Below are 13,726 nucleotides of genomic sequence, written 5' to 3'. Positions count from 1 at the left end.
ACTTCACCGCATTGTAGCTTGAGCCGCCAAGCCTGCACAGTGATATACTGAGGAAAACGAAGCACGCCCGAATAACGGGTGCTGGAGCAGAAGGTGATATCATGACGATTTCCAAGTTTTTCGTGGCCACAGGTTTGTGTTCAGCCCTTGTGTTGGCGGCCTGTACCGACCCGGGCACGCTGAAAGTACAGGACGACCCGAACCAGAACGCCAAACAGGGCGCCGTTCTGGGTGGGCTGGTCGGCGCTGGAATCGGGGCAATTGCCAATAATTCGAACCCCGGTCTGGGCGCGTTGGCCGGTGCTGCAATCGGTGCTGCCGGGGGCGGCGTGATCGGCAATCAACTGGACAAGCAGGCTGCGGAGCTGCGCCAACAACTGGCAAATGACGGAATTACAATCGTCAACGCAGGCGATCGCCTGATTGTGACGGTCCCGAATGACATCACCTTTGACACCGACAGTTCGACTGTGCGCCCGGCGTTGCGGTCTGATCTGGTGAAAGTGGGCCAGAATCTGGTCAACTACCCGAATTCGAACGTGCAGATCATCGGGCACACTGACAGCGACGGCGACGCAACCTACAATCAGGGCCTGTCAGAGCGCCGCGCGAATGCCGTGGCCGATATCCTTCAGGCCAACGGTGTCAGCTACAACCGTATTCGCACGATCGGGCAGGGCGAAAACAACCCTGTCGCGTCCAACCTGACGCCGGAAGGAAAATCGCAAAACCGGCGTGTCGAGATTGTCGTGCTGCCCAGCGGGAACGCGTAACCACTGCGCGGCGTGAACAGCGGGGCCGCCCAATGGGCGGCTCGGTTTGCGCAATGACTGTGCGTCAAATGGGGTTTGGATCGGGGTGATCTCGGTCTAACTTGCGCCAAACACAGAAACGGAGCTTTCCCGATGTCCCAACCGACCCTTCTTGGCCTGTCCGGGTCCCTGCGCCAGAACGCGACCAACCGTAAGCTTCTGCGCGAGGCGGCACGGTTGTTCGATCCGGCAAGCTTTGTCGAAGCGGATTTGAACCTGCCCCTCTACGACGGTGATCTGGAAGACAAAGAAGGGATTCCCCAGGCGGTTCATACGCTAGCCAATCAGATCGCACAGGCCGATGCGGTGATCATTTCGACACCAGAGTACAACAAGGGTCCATCAGGCGTTCTGAAAAACGCGCTGGACTGGGTCAGCCGAACGCAAGGCAATCCATGGGCCGACAAACCGGTTGCGGTAATGTCGGCGGCCGCTGGTCGTGCAGGCGGGGAACGGGCGCAGATGATCCTGCGGGCCTGTATGGTTCCATTTCAGCCGCGCATCCTGCAAGGGCCCGAAATCCATCTGGCGAACAGTTCGAACGAATTCGACGATCAGGGAAAGCTGCGTTCGGACCGGTACGAAAAGTCCTTGCATGACTTGATGCAGAAACTCCGGGCCGAGGCCGGTTTCTGATCGCGGGTCAGGCAAATGACGCAAGAGCGACAGACCGATCTCTTGGATCCGGCCCGCGCGGCCGCATTTCAGGTCGCGCTGGGTGGTGTGCCAACGATCGCCAGTGGTTCGGAATTGCCGCCCTTCTTCCATCAGCTTTATTTCTGGACCCCTCAACCGGCCGCCGCATTGGGTCGGGATGGGCATCCCAAGGTTGGGGGCTTGATCCCGGATATGGGGTTGCCGCGCAGAATGTGGGCCGGCGGGCGGTTGACCTTTCATGCGCCATTGATCGCAGGGATCACCGCCGAAAAGAAATCGGTTCTTGAAAGTCAAAACGCCAAGGTGGGGCGGTCCGGCCCGTTGGGCTTTGTCACGTTGCGGCACGAGATCTGGCAGAACGGTCAGTTGCGCATGACAGAGTGGCAGGATCTTGTATATCGCGAAGATCCTGCGCCGGATGCTGAAATGCCCCAACCGCCCACAGCGCGCACCGATGAGACCGATTGCCGCGAAGTCGGGTTCGATTCAACGTTGTTGTTTCGATACTCGGCCCTGACCTTCAATGGCCACCGTATTCACTATGATCTGGACTATGCGCGCGATGTGGAAGGATATGGCGGGCTGGTCGTGCACGGGCCGCTTCTGGCGCAGCTTCTGATGCTCTTCGCGGTTGACCTGATCGGTCCGCTCGCCTCGTTTTCGTTCCGCGCGACTTCACCATTGATGCATTTCGAAACTGCCCAGTTGTGTCGGAGGGGTGCAAACATGTGGGTGCGCGGCCCTGACGGGCGGCAATGCATGCAAGCCGTCGCGCAGTCACAATGAGGCTTCGGGCCGGAACTCATCAGGGATCGTATCCCGATCTTCCAGCATAAGATCGGCCATGACCTCGGCGATTTTGGGGGCCATGCCGAAACCGATTTTGAACCCGCCATTGGCGATGTACTGCCCTTGATGCAGGGGATGGGCGCCCAACATCGGCGCTCGGCTTTTGCTGCGCGGGCGCACACCAGCCCAGCGTTCGATCACCTCGGCCCCGTGCAAAAGGGGCAGGACGCGCGTGGCGCGGTCTATCACGTCGTCCAGAGCTTCGTCCGTGCTGGTCGGGTCCTCATAATCCCGTTCCGAGGTCGATCCGACCGCAAGTGTTCCGTCTGCATGCGGCACAATGTGAATCGCGTCGGCGAATAGTTGCGGCACTTCCCCTGCGTCGAAGCGCAACAGGGCGGCCTGCCCTTTGACTCCATTTCCGACGGTCTTGCCGTAGGCGTCGTTCAGTTCCTGCAATCCTGCAAGGCCCGTGGCGTGGATGACCTGCCCCTTGTCCTCGGCTTCACTGACAATGTGAACGCCCATGACCTCCAGGGCTGCGACCAGCGCGGCACAGGCCCGCCGGGGGTGCATTCGTGCCGTCAGCGTATCGCGAATGACAAAGCCTGTGGGGCTGGGTGGGCACCAAGAACCCGCTTGGGCCGTGGTGATGACACGCCATTCCGCCCGACCTTGCCAAAGCTCATCTGCGGTGCCTTCGCGCTGGCGGGCCAGTTCCAGACCACGCGCGTCCGGGATCGGCTGAAGGCGGCCCAGCCGGCCATAGCCGGGGGAAACCCCGCCGGTGTCTTCGATCTGTCGCCAGAAGGGTTCAGCCATGATCAGACTGTCGAACTGAAATGCTTTCTTGGCGTTCCAGTTTTCCGGCACGTGCGGGGCCAATGCGCCGACCAGACCTCCGCTGGACCCGGCGCCGGGACCGGACGGATCAACAACCTGCACTTTCGCACCGCGGCGCGAACAAATCCAGGCGATGGACAGGCCGAAAATTCCTGCGCCGCGAACCGTCACATCGACCATTGCCAATTCCCTTTTCCTTGTTCAGTGTCGCGCCGCTTAGCTACAGGATTCCCCAATGGCAGACCAGCGCGCCGAATTGACGTGGACCGAAGATCAGATACCGGTCTCGGATCGCTTCGACGACCCATATTACTCGTTGCAGAACGGGCTGGAAGAGACGCGCCATGTGTTTCTGGCGGGAAATGACTTGCCTGCACGGTTTGCGCCGGGATTTCACATTGCCGAGTTGGGTTTTGGCACCGGCCTGAACCTGCTGACCGCCTGGTCGGAATGGGAGGCATCCGGTCAGAAAGGGCCATTGCGCTTTACCAGTTTCGAAGCCTTTCCTATGGCACCGGACGACATGCAGCGCGCGCTTGGGGCCTTTCCCGAATTGCATCCGTGGAGCAGCCGGTTTCTGGCGCATTGGACAGGGCGCACGTGTATGTTGGATTCGCTTCGGTTTGAGGTGGTGATCGGCGATGCACGCAAGACATTGCCGAACTGGGACGGTGTGGCAGATGCCTGGTTTCTCGACGGGTTTTCACCAGCCAAGAACCCTGAATTGTGGGGCGCGGACCTGATGCAGGACGTGGCAAGCCACACTGTCAAAGGCGGTACAGCTGCCACGTATACAGCCGCGGGTTTTGTGCGCCGGGGGCTTGAAAGCGCCGGTTTCAACGTAACCCGCACACCCGGCTATGGTCGCAAGCGGCACATGACACGGGCACACAAAGCATGACCCAGACGAACAATGTCGGTGCGGGCATCGCTTTGATGGTGGGCGCGACAATTGTCTTTGCCTTGCAGGACGGTATCTCGCGCCATCTGGCCGGAACCTACAACACCTACATGGTGGTCATGATCCGCTATTGGTTCTTTGCGGCTTTTGTCATCGCTTTGGCCGCCCGGGCCCCCGGTGGGCTGAAGGCGGCCACAAAGACAAGTCAGTTGGGTTTGCAGATCGTGCGGGGCTTGTTGCTGGCGGCCGAGATCTGCATTGCGGTGTTCGGCTTTACGGTCCTTGGCCTGATCGACAGTATGGCCGTCTTCATCTGCTATCCTTTGCTTGTCGCCGCGCTGAGCGGGCCGGTGCTGGGCGAAAAGGTCGGATGGCGGCGATGGGCCGCGATCGGTGTCGGCTGCATCGGCGTTCTGATCATCCTGCAACCGGGCGCCGGGGTCTTTAACCCATGGGCTGTCATACCTTTGATTTCCGCTTTGCTGTTTGCGATCTATGGACTTTTGACGCGATATGTCGCCCGTCAGGACAGCGCGGCGACCAGCTTTTTCTGGACCGGTGTCGCCGGTGCCGTGGCGATGACCGTGTTTGGCATGTGGTTCTGGGAGCCGATGGCGCGCGGCGACTGGCTCTGGATGGCGCTGCTTTGTGTCAGTGGGGTGTTCGGGCACTGGCTGTTGATCAAGTGCTATGAGATGGCCGAAGCCAGTGCGGTTCAACCCTTTGCATATTTTCACCTGGTCTGGAGCGCGATCCTGGGTATTTCGATCTTTGGCGAAACGTTGCGCCCCGAAGTCGTGGCGGGCGCAACCATCGTCGTGGCCGCAGGTTTGTTCACCTTATGGCGCGAACGCCGCCAGAGATGATCCGATCAGCTCCTGCGAGAAAGGAACCGGAAGGGCGGGTTGCCCCAGGCGGGCACGGTAGACCGGCAGGCTTTCGGTCACGCGCATCACGTAGTTCCGCGTTTCGCTGAACGGGATCGTCTCGATCCAGTCGACGATATCGACCTCGCCTGTGCGCGGATCACCATAGCGTTCCATCCACGAGATCGGGCGCCTTGGTCCCGCATTGTACCCCGCCGCCATCATCACAACGTTGCCGTTGAAATCGGCCGCCAGACCAGAAAGATAGTTGGCCCCAAGCTTTGCGTTGTATTGCCAGTCCGTGGTCAATCGTCCCGTCTGATGGCCGCTGAGAATGCCCAGCTCGCCCGCGACCAGCTTGGCCGTGGCGGGCATTACCTGCATCAGGCCGCGTGCACCCGCACCGCTGACGACGACCGGGTCGAACTCGCTTTCACGGCGCGCGATGGCCAATGTCATTTCCTTGGCCATCGGCAATCGCATATCTGCAACGGGATGGACCGGGTAATAGGCTGCGGGCAGAACGGTTCCCGTAGTTGCCGCCCGTTTGGCGATCATCACGGCCAGATGCGGCTGTTTCAGTTCGATCACCAGATCGCCCAATTGATTGGCCTGTACTGGATCAAGGCTTTCGACCAGATGGGTCAGGAACCGTTCGGACAGGTTTGCTTCTCCGGCTTTCAGCAACAGCAATCCGGCCTCCAAAACGCTGGAATCGGCAAATTCCGCCTGCCGCCAATGCGGCGCGCGCCGCGGATTGGCCAGTTCTGCATCAAACGGTCGTCCGATCCGTTCTGCGGCTAACAGACCGTAGAATGAGGTCTGGTAGTCGGCCCCCATCGCATAGGCGTCATACGCCTTGTCCGCGTCACCCAATGCCGCGTAAGCGCGCCCAAGCCAATAGCCACCACGGCCTTTCGAGATCGGAGATTTCACGGCGTCCGAAAAGTTCTGGAAGTGGCGAATGGCGGTGGCAGGATCATTCAGTTTGCGAAGCGCCAGAAAACCGGCCAGCCATTCAAGATCGGCATAGCCGTAACCCATTTCGGGGGTCATGTGATGATTGGCGGCCACGTCATAGGCGCGCGCCGCACGGCCCGATCGCATCTCAAGCCGTGCAAGACGGCGCCGTCCCTCGGCCCATTTGTCAGGCTCACCCAGGGCGTCAGGCCCGGTAGAGCGTGCCAGCATCAGATCGACGGCGCTGTCATCCAGTTCTTTCTTGTCGCGCCAGACAAAACGATCGAAGGCCAGCCCGGGCGCATCCGCCAGAGACTTGGGAACTGCTGCCACCTTGGTGTCCACACCGGGTTGGCGTTTCTGCAATGCTATCCGTGCTTCGGCCAGTTTGCGTTCGTCTGAACCGACCAAAGGCAACATCTGCCCGGCGCTTACAAGATGACCGTCCCACAGCATTCTGTCCAAGCGCGCCGCGTGATGCGGCTTCAGAAGTTTGGCAAAGTTTTCCAGATAGCTTTTTTGCAGACCCGAACCCATTGGCATGGTGCGCCAAGCGGTCACAATGTCGGCCTCCGCTTCTCCGATGCGTCCCTTGGCTTTCAGAGCGACGGCAAAGTTCAACGCGCCCTCTGCCGTCTGAGGCGGCATGCCGGCATAGAATTTCAGAACCCTGTCTGGATCGGCACCGGTGAAAACAGGCTCGCTCTTGCGGCGCAACCATGCCAGCCCGGGCCAGTCCGGGCGACGTTCGAGAAACACCAACACGTCGCCAGAGCTGCCGAAGCCCTCGCGCAGCCAGTGCCAGACAATGATATCGCGCGATACAGAACCACGCTGGCCGGATACGCGCAACGCTGCGTTCCAGTCGCCTTTGCGCATTTCGGTAAGTCCAGCGCGCAAATCAGCAGCAGCATCTGCCCGTGCTGAATGCGTCGCAGTCACCGAATACAGAATCACAGCAGTCAACAGTGCCAGAAAGCGTGTCATCCCTTGCATTTCCTAACCAACCGAGGATAGAGCCTGTGAGGATAAACCGTGCGTCGCCGGGATCAACTCACAAAGCTGGAAACGTGAGGGACCGCGGCGTAAAAACTGCAAAATGCACCTTGAAGGAGCGTGTCATGTTCAAAGGCTCGATGCCAGCCCTCGTCACCCCGTTCAACAACGGCGAGTTGGACCTGAAGACGCTCAAACATCTGGTGGACTGGCAGATATCCGAAGGCTCGACCGGGCTGGTGCCTGTGGGAACAACCGGCGAAAGCCCGACGCTCAGCCACGAAGAGCATGAAACAGTGATCGAAGAGGTCGTCAAAACCGCTGCGGGCCGCGTTCCGGTCATTGCCGGTGCCGGGTCGAACAACACGGTCGAAGCTGTCCGCTTCGTTCAGTTCGCGGAAAAAGTCGGAGCGGATGCGGCACTGGTCGTTACGCCGTATTACAACAAACCGACTCAGCGTGGCCTGATCGCGCATTTCGAGGCGCTGCATGCGGCCGCGGATATCCCGATCATCATCTACAACATTCCGGGCCGCTCAGTCATTGACATGACACCTGCCACGATGGGTGAACTGGCCAAGCTTCCCCGTATCGTCGGGGTCAAGGATGCAACGGGCGATCTGGCCCGTGTCAGCCAGCAGCGTGCAACTTGCGGCGCAGATTTCTGCCAATTGTCCGGCGAAGACGCCACCGCACTTGGCTTCAACGCACACGGCGGTGTTGGCTGCATTTCGGTCACCGCAAACGTGGCCCCCAGGCTCTGCGCCGAATTCCAGCAGGCGACACTGGCAGGGGATTACGCAAAAGCGCTGGAGTATCAGGACAAACTGATGCCGCTGCATGAGGCGATCTTCATCGAGCCGGGCCTGGTCGGTGCCAAATATGCACTCAGCAAACTGGGCCTTTGCAGCACCGAAGTCCGCTCACCCCTGACCGAGCTGGAAAACAGCACCAAGGATGCAATCGAGGCCGCAATGGCCCATGCTGGCCTGATCTGACTGGTATTTCAGAATACAACGAAGGGCGGCCTCGAACCTCGAGCGCCGCCCTTTCTTTTCCATATATCCAGACTTCATCTGGCTAAAAATATCCCGGGGGAGTCGCGGCTTGCCGCGGCGGGGGCAGAGCCCCCTCAGCGTTTGCCGTAATACAGCCCCACGACATGTTCGGCCTGCGCAAAGAACAGCCAGCGCGACGTTGCAACACCTGCCAGATGCGAGGCCACGGCCAGCAGGGCGAAGACGTGATTGAACGGCAACAACAACAGCAGAACCGGCAGCACGAATGCCAGAACGAACGAGATCAGCCGCAGTTTTTCGGCGTGTTTGCGCCCGACCACATGAACAAACTCTCGCAGCAGATAATTGGTGCCGGTATGGGGCGGCTCAAAGGCGCGGACGGAACCGCGTGCGCCAAGCCCGGTGGCTGTACCCAGATCAGTTCCCGATGATGCAAACGCCTGATCCCCTTTGCGCCAGTACAGTATCTGCACCAGCGCCGCGATCAGCAGCAGCGGCAGAGCTGCACTTGTCTGACCTGCCAGCAAGGCACCACCGGCCAGGCTGAAGCTGAGGAACATGGCAGGTGTCAGGTTCATGTTCCAGCGTGGGATGGTCTTGAGCTGCGTGTAGATCATCGATGTCGTGAACACTGTGGCCAGCGACAACCCTGCGCCGATCCAGCCCAGAAAACCCCAGCGCTGGTCCAGAAACACCACGCCAATTGCATAGAGCCCCATGACGACCAGCGCGAGGACGGCACACCAACCTTCACGGCTGAGCCAGCTGGTTTTCCATTGAGTGAAGGCTTTCAAGGCCCGTTCCGGATGGCCCAGGTGGAAGGTCGAAGCCAAAAGCCCGCCGACGGCCAGACCATAGGCAATGGCGAAGAACACAAAAGCCACCCAACCCGAAACAGCCGGAAACCCCAGGCCAAGAAAGAACAGCAGTCCAAATCCCAGACCGGACAGGGTGGTGAACAGAATGACGGAGGGTGCGGGATGCATCAGAGTTTCTCCAACGTCTTGTCGAGCCAGCCGAGGAACCCTTTGGGCTCGTCAGCGATGGGGGCCAGCAGGGGGGCCAGTATGTCGATCTGGTCTTCCACGGTGTCCTTGGGGCGCGGGGGCAGGTATTTGTTGACGGGTTTGGTTCCCATTTCCGGCATCAGGTCCATGCCACCCCGTTCTGCAACCAGCTGGCTGACATCGCTGTCAGGGTCGCCCAGATCACCAAAGTGCCTTGCGCCCGCAGGGCAGGTGCGAACACAGGAGGGGATACGGTCGACCTCGGGGAGGTTTTCGTTGTAGATGCGGTCCACGCAAAGTGTGCATTTCTTCATCACACCTTCGGCCACATCCAGTTCCCGCGCACCGTAAGGGCAGGACCAGGCGCACAGGCCGCATCCGATGCAATCGCTTTCATTGACCAGGACGATGCCATCCTCGACCCGCTTGTAGCTGGCGCCGGTGGGGCAAACGGTAACACAGGGCGCGTCTTCGCAATGCAGGCAGGATTTCGGGAAGTGGATCAGCTGGGCATGCCCGTCGGCAGGTTGCACTTCGTAGGAATGCACGCGGTTGAGAAAGGTGCCCGAAGGGTTTGCACCATAGGCGTCCTGATCCGAAAGAGGGGCGCCGTAATTTTCTGTGTTCCAGCCTTTGCAGGAAATAACGCAGGCGTGGCAGCCGACACAGGTATCCAGGTCGATGACCAGGCCCATCTTGCGGTCAGTGGAGTTTGGTAGCTGGGTCATGTCAGTGAACCTCTGCTGTGGAGGGCAGGTGAGGGGGCCAGCCCCCTCTTGAGCCTGCGGCTCAATTCACCCCCGGGATATTTTTGGCCAGATGAAGTGCGGATCCGGGTCATTTGCCCACCTTCCAGGCCAGGTTCTCAGGGCCGGTTCCGACAGGAGATTTGATCGGGTCGAAATTCGGCTGGCTTTGCGCATCGGCAGGTGCGTCGGCTTTTTCGATTTTGACCTTCAGGTCGAACCATGCCGCCTGACCAGTGATTGGGTCCGAATTGGCCCAGCGCATTCCATCATCTTTGGACGGCAGCAATTCGTGAATCAGGTGATTGAGCAGGAAACCTTTGGTCGCTTCTGGTGCGTCGTCCTGCAAGGCCCAGGCGCCCTTGCGTTTGCCGATGGCGTTCCATGTCCAGACCGTGTTGTCGTTCAGCGCGGCCATCTCCATCACCGGCACGGTGATCTCACCGTGGGGAGAGCTGACTTTTGCCCAGTCTCCGTCTTGCAGGTTGTGTTCCCGCATCAGTTTGGTCGGGACGTACAGCGGGTTTTGCCCGTGCAACTGGCGCAGCCATGCGTTCTGTGTGCCCCAACTGTGATACATGGCCATTGGGCGCTGCGTCAGGGCGTTGACGGTGAAGCCTTCATTGCCCTGCTGATCGGTTTCGTACCAGATCGGCAACGGATCCATGGTGTCCTTGATGCGCTGGCGCAGGTGCTCGGGCGGCTGGCGGTCTCCGTGACCTTCGGCAGCCAGCTGGAAACGGCGCATCGGTTCGGAATAGAGTTGGAACAGATAGGGCTGAGGGCTGTCATAGATGCCCATCCCGACGGCCCAGTCCTGATAGGCGGTGTTCCACGGTTTGTAGTAATCCGCGCCTTCCGGGATATGCGCCACATAAAATCCGCCGTTTTCGATATACCGGTTCAGCTGATCCGGATTGACCTCGCCGCGGCCTTCCTTGTCGCCGTCTGGACCCCGGAAGCCGGCCAGCGGGCCGATGCCAGGGCGTCGTTCGTGGTTGACAATGTAATCTGCGTAGTCATTCCACTTTGGGCTGCCGTCTTCATTCGTGAAACCCGGCAGGCTCATACGGTTGGCCAGCTCGATCAGAACCGACTGGAAACCACGCACGTCACGGTCGGGTTTGACCACCGGCCAGCGAATGGCGTCTGCTGCGGCGTCGGCCTCGCAGATCGGGCGATCCAGCAGGGAGATACAGTCGTGCCGCTCAAGATAGGTGGTGTCGGGCAGGATCAGGTCGGCATAGGCCACCATTTCCGAAGAATAGGCATCGGAGTAGATGATGCGCGGGATGATGTAATTGCCGTCTTCGGCCTTGGCCGTCAGCATCTCCATCACACCTTTGGTGTTCATGGAGGAGTTCCACGACATGTTCGCCATATACATGAACAGCGTGTCGATCTTGTAGGGATCACCGGCAGCCGCGTTCGAAATCACCATATGCATCAACCCGTGCGCGGACATCGGGTTTTCCCAGGTGAATGCTTTGTCGATGCGTTGCGGCGTGCCGCAGTCATCCAGCAGCAGGTCTTCGGGACCTCGTGGAAAGCCCAGATGCGGGCCGTTCAGCGGGCGTCCCGGACGCCTGTCGCCATGGGGCGTCGGGTGCGCTTCGACCGGCTTGGGATAGGGTGGCTTGAAGCGGAAACCGCCCGGCACCTCGACTGTTCCCAGCAGGATCTGAAGCACGTGCAGTGCGCGGCAGGTCTGGAATCCGTTGGCATGGGCCGAAATGCCCCGCATGGCATGGAAGCTGACGGGACGACCAATCATCTTCGAGTGCTTTTCACCCCGAAAATCAACCCATTCCTGATTCAGTTGGATCGCCTCGTCAAAAGCGACCCTGGCGATTTCGGCGGCAATAGCCCGGATACGTTTGGCGGGAATGCCGCAGCGATCGGCCACCGCCTCGGGCGCGTGTTCGTTGCTGAGGTATTTCTCGGCCATCAAGTGGAAAACGGGACGGTGCGTTACACCGTCCTTGTCATAGGTCGCCGACAGGTCCGGGCGCACGCCGGGCTTGTCGAATGCGGTTGGCTTGCCCGTCTTGCGATCAATAACCAGCGGCTTGCCATCCTCGTCGCGCAGGAACAGGCCCTTTTCCGCACCCTCGCTTGCGTTCACCAGAACCGGCGCATTGGTATAGCGGCTCAGGTAATCCAGATCGATCTTGCCAGCTTTCATCAGGACGTGGATCAGCGACAAAATGAACAGCCCGTCTGTTCCGGGTGTGATGCCAACCCAGTCATCGGCAACTGCGTTATAGCCCGACCGGATCGGATTCACTCCGATCACCCGTGCGCCGCGCGCCTTGATCTTGCCGATCCCCATTTTTATCGGGTTGCTGTCATGATCCTCGGCGACGCCGAACAGCATGAACAGTTTGGTGTGATCCCAGTCGGGTTGCCCAAACTCCCAAAAAGCGCCGCCCATCGTGTAAATGCCACCGGCCGCCATATTGACCGAGCAGAAGCCGCCGTGGGCTGCGTAGTTCGGAGTGCCGAAATTCTGGGCCCAGAAACTGGTGAAGCTCTGGCTCTGGTCGCGGCCAGTGAAGAAAGCCAGCTTCTGCGGTGCGGTTTCATGCAGTTCGTTCAGCCAGCCCACGGCAGTGCTGAGCGCCTCGTCCCACTCGATTTCGCGAAATTCACCCGAGCCGCGTGGGCCGACACGCTTCAGCGGTTTGCGCAGGCGAGAGGGGGCGTTGACCTGCATGACCCCGGCAGAGCCCTTGGCGCACAACACACCCTTGTTGACCGGGTGGTCCCGGTTTCCTTCGATATAGGCTACCTTGCCATCTTTCATGTGAACGTTGATGCCGCAGCGGCAGGCGCACATATAACAGGTGGTTTTGCGGACCTCGTCCGAAACTTTCGGAGACGTTTCAAGGATCGGCTGCTGATGGGTCATTGGCGGGTCCTGTCGGTTATGTCGGGAGGATTGTTTCACTTTCCTTCCGATTTGAGAACATCGTTCTGAAGACGACGCGAGTTCTGAGTTTTATTCCCTGATAGCTTGCAGTGCCGTCACGGCGATCATCTGGGTCACGTCTTCGGCGCTGCATCCGCGGGAAAGATCGTTGGCGGGTCGGGCCAGCCCCTGCAGAACCGGGCCGATTGCGGTGTAACCCCCCAGTCGTTGCGTGATCTTGTAGCCGATATTGCCCGCGTCGAGATTGGGAAAGATCATCACGTTGGCCTGACCGGCGACCGAAGATCCGGGCGATTTGCGATCCCCGACCGAGGGCACGAAGGCCGCGTCGAACTGAAGCTCGCCGTCGACCTCGAGATCCGGGGAACTTTGACGCAGTGTTTCAGTGGCCTCGATCACCTTGTCGACATCGGGATGCTTTGCGCTGCCTTTGGTCGAAAAGCTGAGCATGGCGATCTTGGGGTCAACCCGCAGCAGTGCGCGCGCCGATCTGGCCGAGGCGACGGCAATTTTGCTCAACTCGTCAGGGCTGGGATCGATGACCAGGCCGCAGTCCGAATAGAGCATCGCCCGCGCTCCGGGTTGAGCGTCTTCCGGCGGGTACATCAGGAAAAAGGATGATACCATTCCGGCATCGGGGGCCATGCCGATCACCTGAATGGCCGCGCGTACAATGTCTCCGGTTGTGTGAACGGCTCCACCTACGGTTCCAGTGGCCCGCCCGCTGCGTACCAGCATGGCGGCATAGACTGGCGGTGTTTCAACGGCGGCTCGGGCCTTGGCCGGATCGACGCCCTTGTGTTGGCGCAGTTCAAAATAGGTTTGAGCAAATTCCTCGGTCAGGTCCGAGGTTGCCGGGTCGTGAACCATGACGCCGTCAGAGCGAGTGGCGTTCTGGTTTTTGAGGGCGGCGTCGACCTCGGCTTGTGGACCGACCAGAATGACATCGGCCAGTCCGGCTTGTTGGGCGGCCAGCGCCCCCGCAACAACGCGGGGATCACTGCCTTCGCATAAAGAAATCACAGGGCGCGAGGCCGGGGCGCTCTGACGCAACAGTTCAATTGGTGTCATTGTCATGCGCTGTGGCCTCGTCCTTTGATTACGCTTCCTGAGCTTTCATGTCGTCGGCGGAGATTCCGGCGACGGCGACGGGTTTTTTCATCGCGTCGCGGCGGAAAGGCTCGCCGAGCTCCTGGTT

At 60.0% G+C, this 13,726-nt stretch carries 12 protein-coding genes; 6 read left to right on the top strand and 6 right to left on the bottom strand.

Going from position 1 to position 13,726, the window contains the following annotated elements; genetic code table 11:
• Positions 1-101: 101 nt before the first annotated feature.
• The 3 genes from ACR0I0_RS17680 to ACR0I0_RS17670 all read left to right on the top strand — a co-directional run bounded on the left by ACR0I0_RS17680 (position 102) and on the right by ACR0I0_RS17670 (position 2,255).
• Positions 102-773 carry a YiaD family glycine zipper/OmpA-like lipoprotein gene (locus ACR0I0_RS17680; protein WP_480486521.1) on the top strand — a complete coding sequence of 224 codons (672 nt, stop codon included), beginning with the start codon at positions 102-104 and terminating at the stop codon, positions 771-773.
• Positions 774-905: 132 nt separating this feature from the next.
• Positions 906-1,448: an NADPH-dependent FMN reductase gene (locus ACR0I0_RS17675; protein WP_171637702.1), complete on the top strand. Its 543-nt coding sequence runs from the start codon at positions 906-908 to the stop codon at positions 1,446-1,448.
• Between the two features lie 15 nt (positions 1,449-1,463).
• Positions 1,464-2,255, top strand: a complete 792-nt coding sequence (locus ACR0I0_RS17670) for an HTD2 family dehydratase (RefSeq protein WP_480486525.1) — start codon at positions 1,464-1,466, stop codon at positions 2,253-2,255.
• Here ACR0I0_RS17670 and ACR0I0_RS17665 read toward each other — a convergent pair.
• On the bottom strand, positions 2,247-3,281 hold the full coding sequence (locus ACR0I0_RS17665; RefSeq protein ID WP_480492403.1) for an NAD(P)/FAD-dependent oxidoreductase: 1,035 nt from the start codon (positions 3,279-3,281) through the stop codon (positions 2,247-2,249). The two genes, ACR0I0_RS17670 and ACR0I0_RS17665, sit on opposite strands and share 9 nt — an antisense overlap.
• Positions 3,282-3,336: 55 nt before the next feature.
• Here ACR0I0_RS17665 and mnmC2 point away from each other — a divergent pair, with 55 nt between their 5' ends.
• On the top strand, positions 3,337-4,002 hold the full coding sequence (gene mnmC2, locus ACR0I0_RS17660; protein ID WP_480486529.1) for a tRNA (5-methylaminomethyl-2-thiouridine)(34)-methyltransferase MnmC2: 666 nt from the start codon (positions 3,337-3,339) through the stop codon (positions 4,000-4,002).
• Positions 3,999-4,868, top strand: a complete 870-nt coding sequence (locus ACR0I0_RS17655; RefSeq protein WP_171637697.1) for a DMT family transporter — start codon at positions 3,999-4,001, stop codon at positions 4,866-4,868. The genes mnmC2 and ACR0I0_RS17655 overlap by 4 nt, the downstream gene beginning before the upstream one ends.
• On the opposite strand, the gene ACR0I0_RS17650 is transcribed toward ACR0I0_RS17655, so the two are convergent.
• Positions 4,842-6,815 carry a lytic transglycosylase domain-containing protein gene (locus tag ACR0I0_RS17650; RefSeq protein ID WP_480486531.1) on the bottom strand — a complete coding sequence of 658 codons (1,974 nt, stop codon included), beginning with the start codon at positions 6,813-6,815 and terminating at the stop codon, positions 4,842-4,844. The genes ACR0I0_RS17655 and ACR0I0_RS17650 overlap by 27 nt on opposite strands.
• 134 nt (positions 6,816-6,949) lie before the next feature.
• Between ACR0I0_RS17650 and dapA the strand changes: the two genes are divergently transcribed.
• Complete coding sequence (gene dapA, locus ACR0I0_RS17645) at positions 6,950-7,822, top strand: 4-hydroxy-tetrahydrodipicolinate synthase (protein ID WP_171637693.1); 873 nt, start codon at positions 6,950-6,952, stop codon at positions 7,820-7,822.
• A gap of 134 nt (positions 7,823-7,956) precedes the next feature.
• Here dapA and ACR0I0_RS17640 read toward each other — a convergent pair whose 3' ends face one another.
• From ACR0I0_RS17640 to pta, 4 genes are all read right to left on the bottom strand, one after another.
• Positions 7,957-8,829, bottom strand: a complete 873-nt coding sequence (locus tag ACR0I0_RS17640) for a dimethyl sulfoxide reductase anchor subunit family protein (RefSeq protein WP_171637691.1) — start codon at positions 8,827-8,829, stop codon at positions 7,957-7,959.
• Positions 8,829-9,578 carry a 4Fe-4S dicluster domain-containing protein gene (locus tag ACR0I0_RS17635; RefSeq protein WP_171172200.1) on the bottom strand — a complete coding sequence of 250 codons (750 nt, stop codon included), beginning with the start codon at positions 9,576-9,578 and terminating at the stop codon, positions 8,829-8,831. The genes ACR0I0_RS17640 and ACR0I0_RS17635 overlap by 1 nt, the downstream gene beginning before the upstream one ends.
• Before the next feature lie 109 nt (positions 9,579-9,687).
• A complete protein-coding gene (locus tag ACR0I0_RS17630) occupies positions 9,688-12,507 on the bottom strand; it encodes a molybdopterin oxidoreductase family protein (protein WP_480492399.1) in 2,820 nt (939 codons plus the stop codon).
• Between the two features lie 90 nt (positions 12,508-12,597).
• Complete coding sequence (gene pta / locus ACR0I0_RS17625) at positions 12,598-13,605, bottom strand: phosphate acetyltransferase (protein WP_171724943.1); 1,008 nt, start codon at positions 13,603-13,605, stop codon at positions 12,598-12,600.
• Between the last annotated feature and the right edge of the window lie 121 nt (positions 13,606-13,726).

The sequence above is a fragment of the Ruegeria sp. AG6 genome, assembly GCF_056541565.1.
This window is presented reverse-complemented; position numbering and strand designations above follow the sequence as displayed.